At 69.9% G+C, this 21348-nt stretch carries 19 protein-coding genes and 1 riboswitch; of the genes, 7 read left to right on the plus strand and 12 right to left on the minus strand.

What is annotated here, in order from left to right; genetic code table 11:
• Window positions 1-57: 57 nt before the first annotated feature.
• The 6 genes from HW130_RS30120 to HW130_RS30145 all read right to left on the minus strand — a co-directional run bounded on the left by HW130_RS30120 (window position 58) and on the right by HW130_RS30145 (window position 7253).
• The gene (locus HW130_RS30120) at window positions 58-1071 is read right to left on the minus strand and encodes a ribonucleotide-diphosphate reductase subunit beta (protein WP_177152930.1); all 1014 of its coding nucleotides are present in this window, start codon (window positions 1069-1071) and stop codon (window positions 58-60) included.
• Window positions 1071-3464 (minus strand): ribonucleoside-diphosphate reductase subunit alpha, encoded by a 2394-nt coding sequence (locus tag HW130_RS30125; RefSeq protein ID WP_177152931.1) that lies wholly within the window; start codon window positions 3462-3464, stop codon window positions 1071-1073. The genes HW130_RS30120 and HW130_RS30125 overlap by 1 nt, the downstream gene beginning before the upstream one ends.
• 139 nt (window positions 3465-3603) lie before the next feature.
• A riboswitch (cobalamin riboswitch) is annotated at window positions 3604-3736 on the minus strand.
• Window positions 3737-3782: 46 nt separating this feature from the next.
• Window positions 3783-4283 carry a GNAT family N-acetyltransferase gene (locus HW130_RS30130; RefSeq protein ID WP_177152932.1) on the minus strand — a complete coding sequence of 167 codons (501 nt, stop codon included), beginning with the start codon at window positions 4281-4283 and terminating at the stop codon, window positions 3783-3785.
• Window positions 4284-4365: 82 nt separating this feature from the next.
• The gene (gene mctP, locus HW130_RS30135) at window positions 4366-6000 is read right to left on the minus strand and encodes a monocarboxylate uptake permease MctP (RefSeq protein WP_177152933.1); all 1635 of its coding nucleotides are present in this window, start codon (window positions 5998-6000) and stop codon (window positions 4366-4368) included.
• A complete protein-coding gene (locus HW130_RS30140) occupies window positions 5997-6278 on the minus strand; it encodes a DUF3311 domain-containing protein (protein ID WP_177152934.1) in 282 nt (93 codons plus the stop codon). Before HW130_RS30140 ends, mctP begins: the two co-directional genes overlap by 4 nt.
• A gap of 207 nt (window positions 6279-6485) precedes the next feature.
• Window positions 6486-7253: a GntR family transcriptional regulator gene (locus HW130_RS30145; protein ID WP_177152935.1), complete on the minus strand. Its 768-nt coding sequence runs from the start codon at window positions 7251-7253 to the stop codon at window positions 6486-6488.
• 463 nt (window positions 7254-7716) lie between these two features.
• Here HW130_RS30145 and HW130_RS30150 point away from each other — a divergent pair, with 463 nt between their 5' ends.
• The 5 genes from HW130_RS30150 (at window position 7717) to HW130_RS30170 (ending at window position 14548) form a co-directional block, all read left to right on the plus strand.
• The gene (locus HW130_RS30150; protein WP_177152936.1) at window positions 7717-9018 is read left to right on the plus strand and encodes a sugar ABC transporter substrate-binding protein; all 1302 of its coding nucleotides are present in this window, start codon (window positions 7717-7719) and stop codon (window positions 9016-9018) included.
• 121 nt (window positions 9019-9139) lie between these two features.
• Window positions 9140-10135, plus strand: a complete 996-nt coding sequence (locus HW130_RS30155) for a carbohydrate ABC transporter permease (RefSeq protein ID WP_177152937.1) — start codon at window positions 9140-9142, stop codon at window positions 10133-10135.
• Complete coding sequence (locus HW130_RS30160) at window positions 10132-10998, plus strand: carbohydrate ABC transporter permease (protein ID WP_177152938.1); 867 nt, start codon at window positions 10132-10134, stop codon at window positions 10996-10998. The genes HW130_RS30155 and HW130_RS30160 overlap by 4 nt, the downstream gene beginning before the upstream one ends.
• A gap of 9 nt (window positions 10999-11007) precedes the next feature.
• The gene (locus HW130_RS30165; protein ID WP_177152939.1) at window positions 11008-12555 is read left to right on the plus strand and encodes a glycoside hydrolase family 3 protein; all 1548 of its coding nucleotides are present in this window, start codon (window positions 11008-11010) and stop codon (window positions 12553-12555) included.
• Window positions 12556-13072: 517 nt separating this feature from the next.
• The gene (locus tag HW130_RS30170; RefSeq protein WP_177152961.1) at window positions 13073-14548 is read left to right on the plus strand and encodes a sensor histidine kinase; all 1476 of its coding nucleotides are present in this window, start codon (window positions 13073-13075) and stop codon (window positions 14546-14548) included.
• 165 nt (window positions 14549-14713) lie between these two features.
• Here HW130_RS30170 and HW130_RS30175 read toward each other — a convergent pair whose 3' ends face one another.
• Together HW130_RS30175 and HW130_RS30180 are read right to left on the minus strand one after the other, a co-directional pair.
• Window positions 14714-14971: a WhiB family transcriptional regulator gene (locus HW130_RS30175; protein ID WP_003953983.1), complete on the minus strand. Its 258-nt coding sequence runs from the start codon at window positions 14969-14971 to the stop codon at window positions 14714-14716.
• A 318-nt stretch (window positions 14972-15289) separates the two neighbouring features.
• Entirely contained in the window at window positions 15290-16258 is a 969-nt protein-coding gene (locus HW130_RS30180; RefSeq protein ID WP_177152940.1) for a diacylglycerol kinase family protein, read from the minus strand.
• A 70-nt stretch (window positions 16259-16328) separates the two neighbouring features.
• On the opposite strand from HW130_RS30180, the gene HW130_RS30185 reads away from it, so the two are divergent.
• Window positions 16329-16739: a hypothetical protein gene (locus HW130_RS30185; protein ID WP_177152941.1), complete on the plus strand. Its 411-nt coding sequence runs from the start codon at window positions 16329-16331 to the stop codon at window positions 16737-16739.
• Window positions 16740-16783: 44 nt separating this feature from the next.
• Here HW130_RS30185 and HW130_RS30190 read toward each other — a convergent pair whose 3' ends face one another.
• The 3 genes from HW130_RS30190 to HW130_RS30200 all read right to left on the minus strand — a co-directional run bounded on the left by HW130_RS30190 (window position 16784) and on the right by HW130_RS30200 (window position 18671).
• The gene (locus HW130_RS30190; RefSeq protein ID WP_375256601.1) at window positions 16784-17863 is read right to left on the minus strand and encodes an RNA polymerase sigma factor SigF; all 1080 of its coding nucleotides are present in this window, start codon (window positions 17861-17863) and stop codon (window positions 16784-16786) included.
• Window positions 17752-18165 (minus strand): anti-sigma regulatory factor, encoded by a 414-nt coding sequence (locus tag HW130_RS30195; RefSeq protein ID WP_018845530.1) that lies wholly within the window; start codon window positions 18163-18165, stop codon window positions 17752-17754. Before HW130_RS30195 ends, HW130_RS30190 begins: the two co-directional genes overlap by 112 nt.
• 245 nt (window positions 18166-18410) lie before the next feature.
• Window positions 18411-18671 (minus strand): UBP-type zinc finger domain-containing protein, encoded by a 261-nt coding sequence (locus HW130_RS30200; protein ID WP_177152943.1) that lies wholly within the window; start codon window positions 18669-18671, stop codon window positions 18411-18413.
• A 43-nt stretch (window positions 18672-18714) separates the two neighbouring features.
• On the opposite strand from HW130_RS30200, the gene HW130_RS30205 reads away from it, so the two are divergent.
• Window positions 18715-20310: a Na+/H+ antiporter gene (locus HW130_RS30205; protein ID WP_177152944.1), complete on the plus strand. Its 1596-nt coding sequence runs from the start codon at window positions 18715-18717 to the stop codon at window positions 20308-20310.
• Here the strand turns inward: HW130_RS30205 and HW130_RS30210 are convergent.
• Window positions 20292-21230 carry a 1-aminocyclopropane-1-carboxylate deaminase/D-cysteine desulfhydrase gene (locus tag HW130_RS30210; protein ID WP_177152945.1) on the minus strand — a complete coding sequence of 313 codons (939 nt, stop codon included), beginning with the start codon at window positions 21228-21230 and terminating at the stop codon, window positions 20292-20294. The two genes, HW130_RS30205 and HW130_RS30210, sit on opposite strands and share 19 nt — an antisense overlap.
• Window positions 21231-21348: the final 118 nt, after the last annotated feature.

Raw genomic sequence — 21348 nt, forward strand, 5'->3', positions numbered from 1 at the left:
CAAGCGGCCCGCACCTCCCCCGTGCGAGGTGCGGGCCGCGGCCTGTGTCCGTGCGGATCAGAAGTCGTCGTCGAAGGAGACCGAGCCCTCCACCGCGACCTGGTACGCCGACGGGCGCCGCTCGAAGAAGTTCGTCAGCTCCTGGACGCCCTGCAACTCCATGAAGGAGAACGGGTTCTGGGAGCCGTACACCGGGGCGAAGCCCAGTCGTGTCAGGCGCTGGTCGGCGACGCACTGCAGGTACTCGCGCATCGACTCGGTGTTCATGCCCGGCAGCCCGTCGCCGCACAGATCACGGCCGAACTGGAGCTCCGCCTCGACGGCCTCGTGGAGCATGTCCGTGACCTGCTGCCGCAGCTCGTCGTCGAACAGCTCAGGCTCCTCCTTGCGGACGGTGTCCACGACCTCGAAGGCGAAGTTCATGTGCATCGTCTCGTCGCGGAACACCCAGTTGGTGCCTGTCGCCAGTCCGTGCAGCAGGCCGCGCGAGCGGAACCAGTAGACGTAGGCGAAGGCGCCGTAGAAGAACAGCCCCTCGATGCAGGCGGCGAAGCAGATCAGGTTGAGCAGGAAACGGCGGCGGTCGGCCCGCGTCTCCAGGCGGTCGATCTTCTCGACCGAGTCCATCCACGTGAAGCAGAACTGCGCCTTCTCGCGGATGGAGGGGATGTTCTCGACGGCGGCGAACGCGGCGGCGCGGTCGTCCGGGTCGGGCAGGTAGGTGTCCAGCAGCGTCAGATAGAACTGGACGTGCACGGCTTCCTCGAAGAGCTGGCGGCTCAGGTACAGCCGCGCCTCGGGGGAGTTGATGTGCTTGTAGAGCGTCAGCACCAGGTTGTTGGCCACGATGGAGTCGCCCGTCGCGAAGAACGCGACCAGCCGGCCGATCATGTGCTGCTCGCCCGGCGTCAGCTTGGCGAGGTCGGTGACGTCGGAGTGGAGGTCGACCTCCTCCACCGTCCAGGTGTTCTTGATGGCGTCCCGGTAGCGCTCGTAGAAGTCCGGGTAGCGCATGGGACGCAGGGTCAGTTCGAAGCCCGGGTCGAGCAGGTTCTTGTTCTCCACGGTCATTACTGGCAGGCCTCGCAGGACTCGGGGTTTTCGAGGGAACAGGCGACGGCGTCGGGGTCGGCCGCCGCCTGGACCGGGGGCACCTCCGCCGAAGGCTGGGGGAGGATCGTCGCCTGGGCGGCGCGGGCGATCCTCGTCGCCGGGCGCGAGCGCAGGTAGTACGTCGTCTTCAGGCCCTGCTTCCAGGCGTACGCGTACATCGACGACAGCTTGCCGATGGTCGGCGTCTCCAGGAACAGGTTCAGCGACTGCGACTGGTCGAGGAACGGCGTACGGGCCGCCGCCATGTCGATCAGGCCGCGCTGCGGGATCTCCCAGGCCGTCCGGTACAGCTCGCGCACCTCGGCCGGGATCCAGGTGAAGCCCTGCACCGAGCCGCTGGACTCGCGCAGCGCCTCGCGGGTCTGCGCGTCCCACACGCCGAGCTTCTTCAGCTCGTCCACCAGGTAGGAGTTGACCTGGAGGAACTCGCCGGAGAGGGTCTCGCGCTTGAAGAGGTTGGAGACCTGCGGCTCGATGCACTCGTAGACGCCCGCGATCGAGGCGATCGTCGCCGTCGGCGCGATGGCGAGGAGCAGCGAGTTGCGCATGCCGACGGCGGCGATCCGCTCGCGCAGGGCGGCCCAGCGCTCGGGCCAGTTCAGCTCCACGCCGTAGTGATCCGGGTGCAGAACGCCGCGCGCGGTGCGCGTCCTGTCCCAGGCCGGCAGCGGGCCGCTGCGCTCGGCGAGGTCGGCGGACGCCTCGAACGCGGCGAGCATGATGCGCTCGGCGATGCGGGTGGACAGGGCGCGTGCCTCGGGCGAGTCGAAGGGCAGCCGCAGCTTGAAGAAGACGTCCTGGAGGCCCATCGCGCCCAGCCCCACGGGCCGCCACTTGGCGTTGGAGCGCCCGGCCTGCTCGGTCGGGTAGAAGTTGATGTCGACGACCCGGTCGAGGAAGGTGACCGCGGTGCGGACGGTGGCGTCAAGCCGCTCCCAGGCGATCCCGCCGCCGTCGGCTCCCTGCTCGACGAAGGCTCCAAGGTTCACCGAGCCGAGGTTGCAGACGGCCGTCTCGCCGTCGTCGGTGACCTCCAGGATCTCGGTGCACAGGTTGGAGGAGTGGACCGTGTGGCCGGGCTCGGCGGTCTGGTTGGCGGTGCGGTTGGAGGCGTCCTTGAAGGTCATCCAGCCGTTGCCGGTCTGCGCGAGCGTGCGCATCATGCGGCCGTACAGGTCGCGCGCCGGGATGGTCTTGCGGGCCAGGCCCCTGGCCTCGGCGGCGCGGTACGCCGCGTCGAACTCCTCGCCCCACAGGTCGACGAGCTCGGGCACGTCGGCCGGCGAGAACAGCGACCAGTCGGAGCCCGCCTCGACGCGCCGCATGAACTCGTCGGGGATCCAGTGCGCGAGGTTGAGGTTGTGCGTACGCCGGGCGTCCTCGCCGGTGTTGTCGCGCAGCTCCAGGAACTCCTCGACATCCGCGTGCCAGGTCTCCAGGTAGATCGCGGCGGCACCCTTGCGCCGGCCGCCCTGATTCACGGCGGCGACCGAGGCGTCGAGTGTCTTCAGGAACGGGACGATGCCGTTGGAGTGTCCGTTGGTGCCGCGGATCAGCGAACCGCGGGCGCGGACGCGCGAGTACGAGAGCCCGATGCCGCCCGCGTGCTTCGACAGGCGCGCGACCTGGTGGTAGCGGTCGTAGATCGAGTCGAGCTCGTCGAGCGGCGAGTCCAGCAGGTAGCAGGACGACATCTGCGGGTGGCGGGTGCCGGAGTTGAAGAGCGTGGGGGAGGAGGGGAGGTAGTCGAGCCGGCTCATCAGGCCGTACAGGTCGGCGACCTCGTCCACCGAGCGGACGCTGTCGTCCTCGGCGAGACCGCAGGCGACGCGCAGCATGAAGTGCTGCGGCGTCTCGACGACGTGACGGCTGATGGGGTGACGCAGCAGGTAGCGGCTGTAGAGCGTGCGCAGGCCGAAGTAGCCGAAGCGGTCGTCGGCGGCCGGGTCGACGAGCGCGTCGAGCCGGGCCGCGTGCAGCGCCACGAACGCGGCGGTGCGGTCCGCGATCAGGCCCTCGCGGTGCCCGACCGCGACGGAGGCCGAGAACGACACCGCGCCCTGGCCTGCGGCCTCGTCCGCGATCGTGCGGGTCAGCAGCCGGGCGGCGAGACGGGAGTAGGCCGGGTCCTCGGAGATCAGACCGGCGGCGGCATCGGTGGCGAGGGAGCGCAGTTCGGCCTCGTCCGACCCGGCGTGCCGCCCGCGCAGCGCGGCGGCGGCGACCCTGCCGGGGTCGGCGTCGGGCAGATCGGCCGTCAGGTCCGTGAGGGTCCGCAGCAGGCTGGTCCCGGGACCGGCCGTGGTCTGCTCCGCGGTGCCTGAAGCCGGATCGGCTGGCGCGATGGTCATGTGATGCTCTCCCTCGCTCGGCTCTGGGCCGGCGGGGGAGGCGGGGACCATGCCGGCGCGGGCCCGCGGACGGGCAGCACGAGGCACGGCGTCCACCGGCCCTACCGCGAGGCCCGGACGTCTCGGCACCCGGTTCGGTCGAGCCGGATGCACCGTCGGCAGGTCCTCGGACTCGTCGGGTACGCACAGCGCACCGGATCACACCGTTGCGGGACAGTTCCGGATTCGCACCGGATTCCCCTGCGGCGACAGCCACATGAGCATACATGTGGGGGCGGGGTGCTACGCATGCCCCCACATGTTGTGTCTCCCGCGGGCTCAGAGCTCCAGGGCGTACGTCAGCAGGGGAACGTTCTCGACCGGCGCCCAGTCCCGCTCGGGGGTGCGTACGAAGCCCAGGCGGGCGTATATCCGGTGCGCCGCGTGCATCATCGGCTGTGTCGACAGCACCACGCGCACGCACCCGGGCACCGCCCGGGCCCGGTCGACACAGGTCCGCACCAGCGCCTCGCCCACCCCGCGCCCCCGAGCCTCCTCGGCCACGGCCAGCGTCCGGAACTCGGCCTCGCCCGGCCCCGCGAGGTCGGCGTACGGGCCGCCGGCGGGAACGAAGGCCACCCCGCCGAGCACGGTTCCCCGCCCGTCCACGGCGACGTACACCTCCGTGTGCGCGGCGCGTCCCGCGACGTCCCGCAGCACCTCCAGATACGGGTCCTCCTCGCCGAAGTCGAGCATTCCGCCGCGCAGATACGCCTGTGCGGTCAGCTCCCCCAGCGCCCCGTGCTCCCCGGGTTCGATCCGCCTGATCGTGATGTCCATGCCCGGCAGTGTGCATCAGAGCACGACGAAGGGCCGCCGCATTTCCCTGGGGAGATGCGACGGCCCTTGCGTACGCTATCCGTCAGTGGCCGCCGGGGGCGCCCGCCGTGGCCGGCGGGAGTTCCACCTTGACGCCCGGGTCGCCCGCGTCCGCCGTGTAGTCCGACGGGCTGGTCTCGTCGACGCCGTCGGGGGCCTTGGCCGCCCTCAGGACGAAGGTGAGCACCACGGTGACGACGACGTTCAGCACGAACGCGGTGAGGCCGATGTAGCCGATCTCGCCGATGCCGGGGATCTCGGCCGACGAGCCGCCGAAGTGCTTCTGCGTCGGGCTCGCCACGCCGTAGGCGGCCACCGTGCCGTAGATCATGCCGACCGCCCAGCCGGCGATGAGCGCCCAGCGGTGGAACCAGCGGGTGAACAGGCCGCCCACCAGGGCCGGGAACGTCTGCAGGATCCAGATGCCGCCCAGCAGCTGGAAGTTGATCGCCACGGTCTTGTCCATGGTGAGGACGAAGACCAGGGCGCCGACCTTCACCAGCAGCGAGACCAGCTTGGAGACCTTGGTCTCCTGCGCCGGGGTAGCGTCGGGCTTGAGGAAGTCCTTGTAGATGTTCCGGGTGAACAGGTTGGCCGCGGCGATGGACATGATGGCCGCGGGGACCAGCGCGCCGATGCCGATCGCGGCGAAGGCGACGCCCGCGAACCAGTCCGGGAACATGTTCTCGAACAGCTGCGGGATGGCCAGCTGACCGTTGGTGACCTTCACGCCCGCCGCGATGGCCATGAAGCCGAGCAGGGCCAGCAGTCCCAGCATCAGCGAGTACAGCGGCAGGATCGTGGTGTTGCGGCGGATCACCTCACGGCTGCGCGAGGACAGCGTCGCCGTGATGGAGTGCGGGTACATGAAGAGCGCGAGCGCCGAGCCGAGGGCGAGGGTGGCGTAGCCCCACTGGCCCATCTCGCCGGGTACCAGGGCGCCGACGGGCTTGTCCGTGGCCGGGTTGATCTGCGAGAACTTCTCGCCGGCGGCGGAGAAGATCGCGTCGAAGCCGCCGAGCTTGATCGGGATGTAGATGATCGCCACCGCGATGACGATGTAGATCAGGGTGTCCTTGACGAAGGCGATCAGCGCCGGCGCACGCAGTCCCGAGGAGTACGTGTAGGCCGCGAGCACACCGAAGGCGATCAGCAGCGGCAGGTCCTTGATGAACCAGTTGGTGTTCTCGCCACCGCCGACGCCCATGACGTCGAGCACGGCCTGGATGCCGACCAGTTGGAGCGCGATGTACGGCATCGTGGCGAGGAGGCCGGTGAACGCGACCGCCAGGGACAGGCCCTTGGAGCCGAAACGTCCGCGGACGAAGTCGGCAGTCGTCACGTACCCGTGCTTGTGCGACACCGACCACAGGCGCGGCAGGAAGGTGAAGATGAGCGGGTAGACGAGGATCGTGTACGGCACGGCGAAGAAACCGGCCGCGCCCGCCGCGTAGATCGCCGCCGGGACGGCGACGAAGGTGTACGCGGTGTACAGGTCGCCGCCCAGCAGGAACCAGGTCACCCAGGTGCCGAACGATCTGCCGCCCAGGCCCCATTCGTCGAGGCTGTGCTCGTTCTCGGCCTTGCGCCAGCGGGCGGCCAGGAAGCCCATGACCGTCACGGCCAGGAAGAAGAAGATGAAGACGCCGAGTGCGACGCCGTTCACGCCGTCCTTCATCGGGAGGCACCTCCCTTGCGGGCGCGCTGGTCACGCTGCCACAGCATGTAGGCGATCATCGTCAGCGCCGTCGACACCAGGACCCAGAGCATCTGGTACCAGTAGAAGAACGGCATGCCGATGAACGTCGGTTCGGCCTTCGCGTAGGAACCGACCCAGAGCATCGCCACGAAGGGTGCGAAGAGACAGAGGGCGATGATCACGCGCACCGGTGTGACGACCGGTTGTTTCGCTTCGGGCGCTTCAGGCGCGTCCGGCGCCTCGGGCACTGCTGACATGCGGCTCCGTCCCCTCACTGGTCACCTGTTGTAATGCGCAGGAAATCTAGGCGAGCCGTTCGAGTCCCGTCACCCCCCGTCCGCATATCGGTACGGCAACGACTTCGCGCCACGGCTGCGCAAAACATGACATGGCGTCGCAACACGCTGCGACGCCATGCCGGACACCCTGTCAGGTGGGGGACGTGCGGCCCGGGGCCGCGTGTCTCAGTCCTTCGGCCGCTGGAGCCGAGCGACGAACTTGTAGCGGTCCCCGCGGTACACCGAGCGGACCCACTCCACCGGTTCGCCCTGGGCGTCGAGCGAGTGGCGCGAGAGCATCAGCATCGGCAGGCCGACGTCCGTGCCGAGCAGCCCCGCCTCGCGCGGGGTGGCGAGAGACGTCTCGATCGTCTCCTCGGCCTCGGCGAGATGGACGTCGTACACCTCCGCGAGGGCGGTGTAGAGCGAGGTGTACTTGACGAGCGAGCGCCGCAACGCGGGGAAGCGCTTGGCCGAGAGGTGCGTGGTCTCGATGGCCATGGGCTCGCCGCTGGCCAGCCGCAGGCGCTCGATCCGCAGGACCCGCCCGCCCGTCGAGATGTCGAGCAGCTCCGCCAGCCTGTCGTCGGCTGTGACGTATCCGATGTCCAGCAGCTGGGACGTGGGCTCCAGGCCCTGTGCCCGCATGTCCTCGGTGTACGAGGTGAGCTGCAGCGCCTGGGAGACCTTGGGCTTGGCGACGAACGTGCCCTTGCCCTGGATGCGCTCCAGCCGGCCCTCCACGACGAGCTCCTGGAGCGCCTGCCGCACGGTCGTGCGCGAGGTGTCGAACTCGGCGGCGAGCGTGCGCTCCGGCGGCACCGGAGTCCCGGGCGGCAGTGTCTCGGTCATGTCGAGCAAGTGCCGCTTCAGCCGGTAGTACTTGGGCACGCGCGCGGTACGGGCGCCTGCTGCCCCGCTCTCGGCTTCGGTGCCGGCCCCGTCCGTGGTCATGCCCCGCCTTCCCGACTGCTGCGCTCCTGCCGTCACCGGCTCCTCCGTCTCCAGGCCCTGTCCGGCCGATCCTGCCGGGCTCGCGTGCCCTGGCACGCACGCTCGCTGCGTTGTCGTCAATCGCCGACGCTCCGCGTCGACTCAATCCTCCGCCTTGCGATCGCACGCACCAGACCCCGCTCACTGATCCGGCCTGTCGACCGGACGGGACCTAGCGGCTCACATGGTGGCACGGACCGCTCGCGGGTCGTCGCCCTCCCTCAGGTGTCGGTCCGATAACGGACGCGACTGCCCTTCTTATACACCCTTGACACCCCTAAAGGTCTAGGCCAAGCTCCCGGTACTGGTCTAAACCATTAAAGACCAGATCCCGGCCCCAGGGCAGAATCCGGCGCGCCATTGTCAAGTGCTGCGCGACTCCCGGGTGGTGGGGGGGACTCTTGCATCCCTTGAGGAGGGTGGCGTGAAGCGCAATCTCGTAGCAGCGGTGGGTGTGGCGGCCATGATGGCCTCGGTCGCGGCGTGCGGTTCGGACGGCGGCGGCGAGGCGGCCAAGAACCCGAAGGACCGCAAGGAGACGCTGACCGTCTGGCTGATGGTCGACGCGCAGTCCACGTGGCCCGAGCTGGTGAAGGACGTCAACGACCGGTTCAACGCCAAGTACCCGGGCGTGAAGGTCAACGTCCAGTACCAGCAGTGGGCGGACAAGACCAAGAAGCTCGACGCGGCGCTGTCCGGCGACAAGTTCCCGGACGTCGTCGAGCTCGGCAACACCGAGACCATGACGTACATCCTCAACGGGGCGCTCGGCGAGATCGACCCGAAGAAGTACGAGAACTCGGACACCTGGATCGGCGGCCTCAAGGACACCTGCTCCTACGAGGGCAAGCAGTACTGCGTGCCGTACTACGCCGGTGCGCGCGTGGCCATCTACAACAAGGACATGTTCAAGGCGGGCGCGGGCGCCGAGACGCTGCCCAGCACCGAGGCCGAGCTGACCGCCGCCCTCGACAAGGTCCAGGAGAAGTACGGCAAGGACAAGGCGTTCTCGCCGCTCTACCTGCCCGGCCGCTACTGGTACGCCGCCATGTCCTACGTCGCCGCGTACGGGGGCGAGATCGCCACCTATGACGAGGGCAGGAAGGAGTGGAAGGCCGCTCTGTCCACGCCCGAGGCGCAGAAGGGCATCAAGCACTTCGTCGACCTGGTCGAGAAGTACAACCACGGCGACAAGACGAAGGACGAGCAGGACCACGCCAACGTCATGGCCAACGAGAAGGCCGCGCTGCTCTACGGCAACGGCTGGGAGGCCGGCAGCATCACCGACCCGGCGGGCAACGGCAACGCCGAGCTCAAGGACAAGATCCTCACCGCGGGCATGCCCGGCCCGAACGGCAAGGCGCTCCCCTCCTTCATCGGCGGCTCCGACCTCGCCACCATCTCCAAGTCCAAGGTCCAGGACCTCGGCGAGGAATGGATCTCGATGTTCACCAGCGCCAAGTCGCAGGAGGTGCTGGCCTCCAAGAACATCCTGCCGAACAACACCAAGCAGTTGGAGCCGCTGAAGGCCAAGCCGGAGACGGCGGCGATCGCGGCCGCGGTGCCGGACGCCTGGTTCACCCCGATCGCGCCGGGCTGGGCCGCGATCGAGAAGAAGGAGGTCCTGGAGCTGATGCTGCTGGACATCATCAAGGGCACGCCGGTCGAGGAAGCCACCAAGAAGGCCGACGAGGAGATCGACAAGCTGATCAACGAGCAGTCCTGACACCGGACTTCTCACCGCGTCGACCGGCGGCGGGGGCGGCGCCCCGTGCCTCGGCACGGGGCGCCGCCCCCGCACTCCGGTACCTCCCGGCCCGTACGTCCGAACGGAAGGCTCAGCACCCATGAGTGCCGCCGACATGAAAGCAGCCGACCCGGTGGTGCCCGTAGCGCGGCACCCCGAGGGGCCTGTCACCCAGCAGCCGAAGGGGCAGGCGCCCGGGCCACGCAAGGCCGGTGCGCTGCTGCCGTACCTGCTCATCGGCCCGACCATCCTCGCGATCGCCGCGGTCTTCGTGTGGCCGCTGGTCAAGACGGCGGTCATGTCCTTCCAGGACGTCGGCCGCAAGGAGCTGTGGACCGGCGAACCGGCCCCCTGGGTCGGCTTCCAGCAGTTCACCGACATCTTCCGGGACGGCGCCTTCTGGGACTCGGTCGTCCTCACCGTCGTGTTCATGGCCGCCTGTGTCGTCACCACGCTCGCGGCCGGCCTCGCGATCTCGCTGATGATGCAGCGCATGTCCACCTGGGCGCGGCTGCTGCTGACCGCGGCGCTGATCGCCGCCTGGTCCATCCCGCTGATGGTGGCGGCCTCGATCTTCCGCTGGTTCGCCGACTCGGACTACGGCGTCGCCAACATGGTCCTGTCGAAGTACCTGGGGCTGGACTTCCAGGGGCACAACTGGTTCCTCGACCACAGGCAGGGCTTCCTCGTCATCGGCGCCGTGGTGGTCTGGGGCGCGATCCCCTTCGTCGCCATCACGCTGTACGCCGCGCTCACCCAGGTCCCCAAGGAACTGGAGGAGGCCGCGGCCATCGACGGCGTGGGCGCGTTCGGGAACTTCCGCTACGTGATCTTCCCGGTCATCAAGCCGGTGTTCCAGATGGTGGCCACGCTGTCCGTCATCTGGGACTTCAACGTCCTCGGCCAGGTCTGGCTGATGCGCGGCACCAAGCCCGAGCCCGAGTACGAGGTGCTCGGCCTCTACGCCTTCAACAAAGCCTTCGAGTCCAACTCCTTCAGCCAGGGCGCCGCGATCTCTCTGATCACGGTGCTCCTGCTGTCCGGCGTGGCCGTCTACTACCTGCGCCAGCTGCTCAAGATCGGAGAGGTCGAGTGAGCGCCCTCAGCTCCGCCCCGAAGGCCATCCGCCCCGACCGCAGGAAGAAGAGCAGGCACGTCTACAACGTCGTCGGGCTGCTGACCTTCGTGGTCATGATCTTCCCGGTGTACTGGCTGATCATCAGTGCCCTGCGCCCGAACGCCGAGATCCGCAGCTACGACCAGACCCTGTGGCCGTCGTCGGTCACGTTCGACAACTTCGGCCGTGCCATGGACCAGGCCAACTTCGGCACCGCCGTCCAGTCCAGCCTCATCATCTGTGTCACCGCGGTCGTCGGCGCGATGGTGATGGCGACCATCGCGGCGTACGCGATCGGCCGCTTCCGGTTCGCCGGCCGCAAACTCTTCATGATCGTGCTGATCCTGGTCCAGCTGCTGCCGCCGACGGCCATGCTCATCCCGATCTACCTCCAGCTCAACGACCTGGGCGCGCTGAACGAGTACTGGGGCGTCATCGTCATCTACCTCGTCTCCACCCTGCCGTTCGCGACCTGGATGATCCGCGGCTTCGTGATCAACATCCCGAAGGAGCTGGAGGAGTCCGCGATGGTCGACGGCTGCAGCCAGATGGGCGCCTTCTGGCGCGTCGTCTTCCCGCTGCTCGCGCCGGGACTGGCCGCCGCGTCCATCTACTCGCTGATCAATGCCTGGAACGAGTACCTGCTCGCCTACATCGTGCTGCAGGACAACGAGAAGTACACCCTCAACGTGTGGCTGGCGAACTTCACCACCTCGCGCGGTGTGGACTACGGCGCGCTGATGGCCGCCTCGACGCTCATCGCCATTCCCGTCGTGGCCTTCTTCATGGTCATCCAGAAGAAGATGGCGGCGGGACTCACCTCGGGCGCAGTGAAGGGATAACGCCGCCTCATGACGACTCTCGTACGGGGATCATCCGACACCCTCACCCGCGACGCCCTCACCGTCCTCCAGCCGGGCTTCACCGGCACCACCGCGCCGGACTGGCTGCTGCGCCGGATCGGCGAAGGCTTGTCCTCCGTCGGACTCTTCGGCCGCAACATCGCGACGCCCGGACAGCTGGCCGCCCTCACCGCCCGGTTGCGGGCCGAACGCGACGACGTGCTCGTCGCCATCGACGAGGAGGGCGGTGACGTCACCCGGCTGGAGGTCCGCACCGGTTCCTCCTTCCCCGGCAACTACGCGCTCGGCTCGGTGGACGACGTGGACCTCACCCGGGCCGTGGCCCGTGAGCTGGGCCGGCGGCTCGCCGAGTGCGGCGTCGACCTCAACTGGGCGCCGTCCGCCGACATCAACTCGAACCCGGACAACCCGGTCATCGGTGTACGGTCCTTCGGCGCCGGGACGGAGCTCGCCGCCCGGCACACCGTGGCGTACATCGAGGGACTCCAGTCCGCCGGAGTCGCCGCGTGCGCGAAACACTTCCCCGGACACGGCGACACCAGCGTCGATTCGCACCACGCGCTGCCCCGGATCGATGTGGACCTCGCCACACTGCACACCCGTGAGCTGGTGCCTTTCCGCGCGGCGATCGCGGCGGGTTCCAAAGCGGTGATGAGCGCGCATATCCTGCTGCCCGCGCTCGACCCCGACCGTCCCGCGACCCTGAGCCCGCAGATCCTCACCGGTCTGCTGCGCGAAGAGCTGGGCTATCAGGGCCTGATCGTCACGGACGGCATGGAGATGCAGGCCATCTCGTCCACGTACGGCATCGAGCGCGGCTCGGTCCTCGCGATCGCCGCCGGAGCCGACGCGATCTGCGTCGGCGGCGGCCTGGCCGACGAGGAGACCGTACTGCGACTGCGCGACGCGCTCGTCACGGCGGTACGGGACGGCGACCTGCCCGAGGAGCGGCTGGCCGACGCGGCGGCGCGCGTGCGCGCCCTCGCCGACTGGACGCGCCGGGCCAGGGGGGCTGCAGCAGAGCCGGGCGCGGCTTCACAGGAGGGGACCGCGCCCGGCTCCGGCACCGAGATCGGCCTCGTCGCCGCGCGGCGCGCGGTGCGGGTCACCGTCGGGGAGCGGCCCTGCGGGCCGGTCACCGCCGCCCCCCACATCGCCGCCTTCGCGCCGGTCGCCAACATCGCCGTCGGTGACGACACGCCCTGGGGCGTCGCGGCCGAACTGTCCGCGCTGCTGCCCGGCACCACGACCGGTATCTGCACGAGCGAGGCCGGAACATCCGCTTTGGTGGCAGATGTGCTGGCCGCTGCGGCGGACCGTAGGATCGTCGCTGTGGTGCGTGACGTCCACCGCCATCCCTGGATGGCTGCCGCCCTCGACGCCCTGATCGAGGCCCGCCCCGACACGGTCGTGGTCGAGATGGGCGTCGACGCGGCACCGCCGAGGGGGGCCGTGCACATCGCGACCCACGGCGCGGCCCGCGTCTGCGGACGCGCCGCCGCTGAGGTCATCACCGGCAAGGTCGCCGGGATCTGACCGCAGCGCGACAGTGCTGTGCCGGCGAGCGCCGGGAGCTCCGGCGCCCGGCGCCTGGACCGCCCTGATGGAGGCGCCCGGCAATGTCCGCCACGACTCCGGCCGAGCACAGCGAGCACGAGCACCCGGGCCGGATCATGTCCGGCGAGACGGCACAGCAGCCCGCGGTCCTGCGGCGCATCCCCGGGCGCCGGCGAAGGTCACGGAAACGCGCTGATCCGCAGGCCGTCCCTTTTGACCGGTGCATAAGTATGGCGCGGGAACTAAACTCGGCTGATGCATGGACAGCCCTAGTGGTCTAGTCCAGAATGAAACTGAACACAAGCGTCCGCCCTCCCCGCACAGGAGGGTGGAACGAGGTCCCCGGCGCTCTCTGCCCTGACTGCGCCGAGACCTCCACACGGCCGAGCGGGACCGCACACCTGCCGGCCGGGCAACTCCGGGCTGCGGTGCCGGACGGGTTGAGGGTCCCGTCACGGCGCCGCGGCCCGCGGGTACCCTCGCAGACGTGCCCTCCATGAACGATCTCGTCCACCAGCACACCGCTCTGAGTGAGTCCGACCTCGAGTGGCTCCACCTGCTGGTCTCGGAGTGGCAGCTGCTCTCCGACCTGTCCTTCGCCGACCTCGTCCTGTGGGTCCCCACCCGCGACGGCACCCGCTACGTGTCCGTCGCCCAGATGCGGCCCAACACGGGCCCGACCTCCTACCAGGACGACATGGTCGGCCACCTCGTGCCCCGCGGCCGCAGGCCCCTGCTCGACGCCGCGCTCGACGAGGGCCGGATCGTGCGCGAGGGCGACCCGGAGTGGCGCGAGGAGGTGCCCGTACGGGTCGAGTCGATCCCGGTGCGCCGGGAGGGCCGCGTCCTCGGCGTCATCGCCCGCAACACCAACCTGCTCACCGTGCGCACGCCCTCACGGCTGGAGCTCACCTACCTCCAGTCCGCCTCCGACCTCGCCCAGATGATCGCGGCCGGCGCCTTCCCCTACCCCGGCGAGCAGGTCGAGATGGACGCCTCGCCGCGCGTGGGCGACGGTCTGATCCGCCTCGACGCCGACGGAGTCGTCCAGTACGCGAGCCCCAACGGCCTGTCCGCCTACCACCGGCTCGGTCTCGCCTCCGACCTCGTCGGGCAGCACCTCGGCCAGGTCACCGCCGAACTGGCCCCCTCCCGCGGCCCCGTCGACGAGGCGCTGGTCAAACTGGCGAGCGGGTACGCGCCCCGCGAGTTCGAGGTCGAGGGCAACGGCGGCGTCATCCAGCTGCGCGCCATCCCGCTCAAGCCCAAGGGCGTACGCATCGGTTCCCTGGTCCTCCTGCGGGACGTCACGGAACTGCGGCGCCGGGAGCGGGAGTTGATCACCAAGGACGCGACCATCCGGGAGATCCACCACCGGGTGAAGAACAACCTCCAGACGGTGGCCGCACTGTTGCGCCTCCAGGCCCGGCGCATGGACTCCGTGCGGGGCCGCGAGGCGCTCAACGAGGCGGTCCGGCGCGTCGGTTCGATCGCCATCGTCCATGAGACGCTGTCCCAGAACCTGGATGAGCGCGTCCAGTTCGACGAGATCGCCGACCGGGTGATCGCGATGGTCGCCGAGATCTCCCCGGGCAAGGTCGACTGCCGGCGCACCGGCCGCTTCGGCATCCTCGACGCCGAGACCGCGACCCCGCTGTCCATGGTGCTCACCGAGGTCCTGCAGAACGCCCTGGAACACGCCTTCGCACCGGGCGAGCACGGCTCGGTCGAGGTGTCGGCGGTCCGCGGCGACAGCCGCGCGGAGAAGGCCCGACTGCTGATCACCGTCCAGGACGACGGCCGGGGTCTGCCCGAGGGCTTCGATCCCAAGAGCGCGGGCAACCTGGGGCTGCAGATCGTGCGGACCCTGGTCGAGGGCGAGCTGGGCGGCAGCTTCGACATGGTGCCGGTCCCCGAGCCGTCGCGCGGCACCCGCGTCGTCCTCGACATCCCCGTATCCGACAAGCGCTAGCGCTGTACACAGCGAAGAGCCCCGGACCGTGTCACACGGTCCGGGGCTCGAAGCTCGTTGCTCGCATTCGCGATGCGCATCGGGGGTACTGCGCGCTGCGGCTCGAAGGCGGTGAAGTGCGTGCTCGCTGCACGCGCCGCCGGCTCAGGCTCGTAGCAGGGGGCGTCAGGCGCTGGCGTTACGCGCCCGGTTGCGAGCGGCACGGCGCTTCATGGCGCGACGCTCGTCCTCGCTGAGGCCACCCCAGACGCCGGAGTCCTGGCCGGACTCGAGCGCCCACTGCAGACACTGCTCCATGACGGGGCAGCGGCGGCAGACGGCCTTGGCTTCCTCGATCTGCAGCAGCGCAGGACCGGTGTTGCCGATGGGGAAGAAGAGCTCGGGGTCTTCCTCGCGGCAAACGGCGTTGTGACGCCAGTCCATGGCTGCTACCTCTCCTTGATATGACATGCGGGTTGCTTGTGAATGTGAACGCTTTCACGAATCCCCCCGCAAGGGAAGGGCCGATCGCCAGTTGCCCGGCGTTGGGTCCTGGATTCGTGGAGGGGTTCCGGCGGTCTGTGGGGCCGTTGTTGCGGGCCGTCCCGATCGCCATGTAGAGATTCGCAAACCTCGGCGGCGGATACAACCCCTTCCGGAAAGTTTTTTTTGATTCCTCGGTGTCGACTAGGTCACAGCCGTACTTCTATGGGGTGGATGGCAGCCCATACGTTCGAGATAAAGGACTTTTGCGCGTTCCGCTCACACAATCACACGCAGTGCACGGCGTACGCCTGTGAACGTCACGCTCGTGCGCAGCCCCAGGTGGTCGCCGTCCATCTGGAAGGGCAGCGGGACCTTGGAATGCAAGGTGAAGTCGGTTTGATCATGGAGTGTGACGGCGTGCTTGCCGTGCGGGCCGCGCTCGGGACTCGACGTCAGCAGCTGGGTCGCATAACGGGCCACGGCCGGCGTCGAGAGCTTCGAGAGCCCGAGCACGTCCAGAGCGGTGTCGAAGGAGGCCTTCGGGGACGCGTACACCGGACGATTGCCCAGGTAGGTCCAGGGGGAGGTGTTGCAGACTATGGACAGCACCAGGTCCCTCACCGGGTCCGCGCCGGGCTGCTCCAGCGTGATCGTGCCGTGCCGGCGGTGCGGCTCGTCGAGGAACTGGCGCAGCACCTGGCGGACGTAGAGCGCGTGCGTGGAGCGTCTGCCGCGTTCCCTCTGCTGTTCGACCCGGCCGACGACACCCGCGTCGAACCCGAACCCGGCGCAGAAGGTGAACCAGCGCTGCGGCACCCCCTCGTCCTCGGTCCCCGGCGTGCCGGCGGCCAGGCCCAGACCGACCGTCCGCTCGGTCCGGTCGCGCAGGGCGTCCAGGATCGCGCCCGTCGCCTCGACCGCGTCGTTCGGCAGGCCGAGGGCCCGGGCGAAGACGTTCGTGGAGCCGCCGGGCACGACGGCGAGGCGGGGCAGGCCCTCGGGATGGGGGCCGTTGTGCAGCAGACCGTTCACGACCTCGTTGACCGTGCCGTCGCCGCCGAGCGCCACGACGAGATCGATGTCGTCGGACTCCGCGGCCCGGCGACCGAGGTCACGGGCGTGCCCGCGGTACTCGGTGGACACCGCCTCGAGCTTCATCTCGCTCGCGAGCGCGTGGATCAGCACGTCGCGTGTGCGGGCACTGGTGGTGGTTGCTGCCGGATTGACCACGAGAAGTGCGCGCATGCGATGCAGCGTACCTACCGGGGGGTACCTGGCCCAGTCCCGGGTGCCGGGCGACGGCTACCCTGCAGGGGTGAGCAGCGACGACACCACCCCCCGCCCCGCCCGCCTGACGGCCGCGGCCGCCGTGTGCGCCGCCGAGGGTCTGGCGCTCGCCGCCGGAGGCGTCTACATGCTCGTGATGGGCCTGCTGGGCCGGCCCGACAGCCCCTCGCAGGCTCAGACGGGCGGTGTGACACTGATCGCACTCGCCGTGATCCCGCTGCTGGCGGCCCGCGGGCTGCTGCGCCGACGCTCGTGGAGCCGCGGGCCCGCGATCATCACCCAGCTGATCGCCCTCATCCCGGCCTGGACCCTGCTGCGCGCCTCAGGCGCCCTGATCCCGCTGGGCATCGTGCTGGCGGCGGTGGCCGTGACGGGCCTGGTGCTGCTGGTCCACCCGACCACGGCCCGGGCGCTGGGCATCGGCGTGGCCCGCGACTGACGCGTACCGCGGCGGGCCGCGCCCCGTGGGCACGGCCCGCTCCGCTACTCCTCGACGAGCAGTTTCTCCCGCAGCTGCGCCAGCGTCCGGGCCAGCAGCCGCGAGACGTGCATCTGCGAGATGCCGACCTCCTGTGCGATCTGCGACTGCGTCATGTTGCCGAAGAAGCGGAGCAGCAGGATGCGCTTCTCCCGCGGCGGAAGGTCCTCCAGCAGCGGCTTCAGCGACTCGCGGTACTCGACGCCCTCCAGCGCCTCGTCCTCCGCGCCGAGCGTGTCCGCCACCGCGGGCGACTCGTCGTCCGTGTCGGGGACGTCCAGGGACAGCGTGGAGTACGCGTTCGCGGACTCCAGGCCCTCCAGGACCTCCTCCTCCGAGATGCCCAGGCGCTCGGCCAGCTCGTGGACCGTCGGAGAGCGGCCGTGCTGCTGGGAGAGCTCCGCCGTCGCCGTGGTCAGGGCGAGCCGCAGCTCCTGGAGCCGGCGCGGCACCCGCACCGCCCAGCCCTTGTCGCGGAAGTGGCGCTTGATCTCGCCCACCACCGTCGGGGTCGCGTACGTCGAGAACTCGACGCCGCGCTCCGGGTCGAACCGGTCCACCGACTTGATCAGCCCGATCGTGGCGACCTGCGTGAGGTCGTCCAGCGGCTCGCCGCGGTTGCGGAAGCGCCGCGCGAGATGCTCGACGAGCGGCAGGTGCATCCGCACGAGCTGGTTGCGCAGCTCCGCCCGCTCGGGGGCTCCCTCGGGCAGTTTGCGCAGCTCTACGAACATCGCCCGTGCCCCGCTGCGGTCGTGGGCGTCGTGGTGATGCCGCTCGTGGCCGTGCTCGTGCTCGCTCATACGGTCCGCCTGATCTGCCCGCGCCTGCTCCGCCGAGGCCGTCCGGCCGTCGGGCTCGTCCACCACCGGGTGCGGCCGTGCGTGCTGCTCCGGGATGCCGGCCGACGCGCTCAGCACCCGGGGGGCACGCTCCTCGTCCTCCCGCATCGGACCATCCCCGTTTCCGTTGCTCACGCCGGCCCGGGTCCCGCGCCGCGCTGTTTGTACAGGCTGATGGAGACAGTACGGTCGTCGGCGACCGAGGAGTCGACCTTGCCGGCCAGTGCCGAGAGCACCGTCCAGGCGAACGTGTCGCGCTCCGGGGCGCGGCCGTCGGTCGTGGGCGCCGAGACCGTCACCTCCAGCGAGTCGTCGACGAGCCGGAACACGCAGCTCAGGACTGACCCGGGAACGGCCTGCTGGAGCAGGATCGCGCACGCCTCGTCGACCGCGATCCGCAGATCCTCGATCTCGTCGAGGGTGAAGTCCAAGCGCGCTGCGAGACCGGCCGTGGCCGTACGCAACACGGACAGGTAGGCACCCGCAGCCGGCAGCCGGACTTCCACGAAGTCCTGAGTCCCGGGCTCGCCTGCGATCTGGGACACCCTCACCTCCAAGGTGGCACAAGCTCTTTCTGGGCCGTGGGTGAAAGCACCCGCGGCCATGCGGTACGTAGTCGATTACGCAGCCGGTACTGGCCTGGCGACGCTATCGCGATCCATGGTGCCGTGTCGCCGGGACCCCCGAGCTGATAACTGTCACTCATGGTAAGCACATGAGTACGGACAGTGGCTAGAGGTCTGCGCCGCCCAATTGCGCAGAACCGGGGGATGGTTGACGTACCCAGGCGTCAGACGATCGAACCGTCGACAAAACACCACCGCCACGCCTGCCCCGGCTCGAAGCTGCGCATCACCGCGTGCGCCGTCTCGCGGAAGTGCGAGCTCGCGTGTTTCAGCGGCGAGGAATCGCAGCAGCCCACGTGGCCGCACACCAGGCACAGTCGCAGCTGGACCGGGTGGCTGCCCACCGCCAGGCACTCCGGGCAGGTCTCGCTCAGCGGCACCGGCTCGGGCCGTGGCAGTTCTGCTACATGGGGACACTCGCTCATGATTGCCAGGTTACGACGCAGGCGACGATACGAGGTCGGTGTGATGGACGCATTGCCACTGGTGGGACTCATCGCGGTGAGCGCCGCGGTCGCGGGCGCCGCCCGCCGGACACCGGTCGCGGCACCGCTGCTGCTGGTCGCGGTGGGACTGATCGCCTCGTACGTGCCGGGCGTCCCCGACTTCCACCTCGACCCGGACATCGTGCTGCCGCTGCTGCTGCCCCCGCTGCTGCACACCGCCGCCCTGGACAGCTCCTACCTCGACCTGCGCGCCAACATCCGCCCGGTCGCGCTGCTCTCCGTCGGCTACGTCCTCTTCGCGACGCTGGCCGTGGGCTACCTCGCCTACCTCTTCGTGCCCGACCTGCCGCTGACCGCCGCGCTCGTGCTCGGCGCGGTCGTCGCACCGCCGGACGCGGTCGCCGCCACCGCCATCGCCCGCAGACTCGGACTGCCCAGCCGCATCACCACGATCCTCCAGGGGGAGTCCCTGGTGAACGACGCGACCGCGATCACCGCGTACAAAGTGGCCCTCGCGGCCGCGATCGGCGAGGGCGCGAGCTGGGCCGGGGGCCTGGGAGAGTTCGCGGTCGCCTCGCTCGGCGGCATCGGCGTGGGACTGGTCCTGATGATCCCCATCCACTGGCTGCGCACGCACCTCAGGGAGGCGCTCCTCCAGAACACGCTGTCGCTGCTCATCCCGTTCATCGCCTACGCCGCCGCCGAGCAGGTCCACGCCTCCGGGGTGCTCGCGGTGGTCGTCGTCGCGCTCTACCTGGGGCACCACTCCTCGCAGGTCGACTTCGCGACCAGGCTCCAGGAGGAGGCGGTGTGGAAGATGGTCTCCTTCGTCCTGGAGTCCGTCGTCTTCGCGCTGATCGGGCTGCAACTGGCGATCGTGGTGGAGGACCTCGGCGAATACGGCGTCGGGGAGGCGCTCTGGTACGCCGCCGGGGTGTTCGTCACCGTCGTGGTCGTGCGGTTCGTCTGGGTCTACCCGGCGACCTTCCTGCCCCGCATGGCGTCCAGGCGGATCAGGGAGCGGGAGCCGGACACCACCTGGACCGCGCCGCTGATCGTCGGCTGGGCCGGCATGCGGGGCGTGGTGTCGCTCGCCATCGCGTTCTCCATCCCGCTGACGACCGCGGACGGCGAGGCGTTCCCCGCCCGCAACCTCGTCCTGTTCCTCACCTTCACCACCGTCATCGGCACCCTCGTGGTGCAGGGCCTGACCCTCCCCACGCTGATCCGCGCGGTGAAGCTGCCCGGACGGGACACGTACGCCGAGACGCTGGCCGAGGCCCAGGCGCAGAGCGAGGCGTCCGCGGCGGCCGAACGGCGACTGGAGGAGCTGCTGGCCGACGAGCGCAACGCGCTGCCCCAGCCGCTGGCCGACCGGCTGCGCACGGTGCTGGAGCGCCGGCGCAACGCCGTGTGGGAGCGGCTCGGCACGGTCAACGAGATCACCGGGGAGTCGGCCGACGACACCTACCGCCGCCTCGCGCGGGAGATGATCGCCGCGGAGCGGGACGTCTTCGTCGAGCTGCGCAACCGTCGCCGGATCGACGACGAGATGATGCGCACGCTGCTGCGCCGGCTGGATCTGGAGGAGGCCGCGGCCTACCGCGAGGAGGCCTGATCCGACCCGTCCTCCCGGCCGGTGACCACGGCGACGACCGTGCTGCCGGCCGGGAGGGCGCCCTCGGCGGCGAGCACGCTCAGTCCGTAGAGAGCCTTGGCGACGTAGACACGTTCCACGGGCAGCCCGTGCCGCTCCCCGAAGTCCCGGGCGAACGCGTCGAGTACGGGGTGCGTGCGGGCGTACCCGCCGAAGTGGAAGCGGTCGTCGAGCGACCAGTCACCGGCCGGGCCGCCGAACGCCTCCTGCTGCAGGGCGCGTATCGCCTCGCCGAGGAAGCCGCCGCGCAGGACGGGGAAGCCGATGGCGCGCCTGCCCTGCCCGAGGCCGGCGGCGAGACCGGCGAGCGTGCCTCCCGTCCCGCAGGCGACGGCCACGACATCGACGTCCTCGTCGCGCAGTTCGCGGCCGAGTTCCGTGCAGCCCTGCGCGGCGAGGGCGTTGCTGCCGCCCTCGGGGACCACGTACACGTCGTCGGCCCCTACGCCGGCGGCGCGGAGGAACCGCGCGAGCACGTCGGGGTCGCCCTTGGCGCGATAGGCGGCGCGGTCGGCGAACAGCAGGCGCATGCCGTCGGCCGCGCAGCGGCTGAGGGACCCGTTCAGCGGGCGCCTGGCCAGTTCGTCACCCCGTACGACGCCGATCGTGGGGAAGCCGAGCAGGCGTCCCGCCGCGGCCGTGGCCCGCAGGTGGTTGGAGTACGCGCCGCCGAAGGTGAGCACCGGCCGGCCGGCGGCGGCGCGCAGATTCGGAGCGAGCTTGCGCCACTTGTTGCCCGGCAGGTCGGGGTGGATCAGGTCGTCGCGCTTGAGCAGCAGCCGCACTCCGTGCCTCTCGAAACGCTCGTCCGCGACGGGCTGCAGCGGTGAGGGCAGCCGGGGCCGCAGCGCGGCGGCGAGGTCGGACGTCTCCCTGTTCACCTCTTGATTGTCGCCCGGTGTACGAGGCGATCCGGCCACTGCCCCGGTCGCGGTGATGCAGTCCCACTCATTTGTGTAATGGTGCGACGACGCACTGTGCTGAAAGGCTTGCCTCGCA

Source organism: Streptomyces sp. PKU-EA00015 (genome assembly GCF_013387495.1).
Lineage (GTDB): Bacteria > Actinomycetota > Actinomycetes > Streptomycetales > Streptomycetaceae > Streptomyces.

Bases quoted from the DNA above. Each gene is read 5' to 3' on its own strand.
- HW130_RS30120 (WP_177152930.1), bottom strand. From the start codon at position 1,071: ATGACCGTGGAGAACAAGAACCTGCTCGACCCGGGCTTCGAACTGACC.
- HW130_RS30125 (WP_177152931.1), bottom strand. From the start codon at position 3,464: ATGACCATCGCGCCAGCCGATCCGGCTTCAGGCACCGCGGAGCAGACC.
- HW130_RS30130 (WP_177152932.1), bottom strand. From the start codon at position 4,283: ATGGACATCACGATCAGGCGGATCGAACCCGGGGAGCACGGGGCGCTG.
- mctP (WP_177152933.1), bottom strand. From the start codon at position 6,000: ATGAAGGACGGCGTGAACGGCGTCGCACTCGGCGTCTTCATCTTCTTC.
- HW130_RS30140 (WP_177152934.1), bottom strand. From the start codon at position 6,278: ATGTCAGCAGTGCCCGAGGCGCCGGACGCGCCTGAAGCGCCCGAAGCG.
- HW130_RS30145 (WP_177152935.1), bottom strand. From the start codon at position 7,253: ATGACCACGGACGGGGCCGGCACCGAAGCCGAGAGCGGGGCAGCAGGC.
- HW130_RS30155 (WP_177152937.1), top strand. From the start codon at position 9,140: ATGAGTGCCGCCGACATGAAAGCAGCCGACCCGGTGGTGCCCGTAGCG.
- HW130_RS30165 (WP_177152939.1), top strand. From the start codon at position 11,008: ATGACGACTCTCGTACGGGGATCATCCGACACCCTCACCCGCGACGCC.
- HW130_RS30170 (WP_177152961.1), top strand. From the start codon at position 13,073: ATGAACGATCTCGTCCACCAGCACACCGCTCTGAGTGAGTCCGACCTC.
- HW130_RS30175 (WP_003953983.1), bottom strand. From the start codon at position 14,971: ATGGACTGGCGTCACAACGCCGTTTGCCGCGAGGAAGACCCCGAGCTC.
- HW130_RS30180 (WP_177152940.1), bottom strand. From the start codon at position 16,258: ATGCGCGCACTTCTCGTGGTCAATCCGGCAGCAACCACCACCAGTGCC.
- HW130_RS30200 (WP_177152943.1), bottom strand. From the start codon at position 18,671: ATGAGCGAGTGTCCCCATGTAGCAGAACTGCCACGGCCCGAGCCGGTG.
- HW130_RS30205 (WP_177152944.1), top strand. From the start codon at position 18,715: ATGGACGCATTGCCACTGGTGGGACTCATCGCGGTGAGCGCCGCGGTC.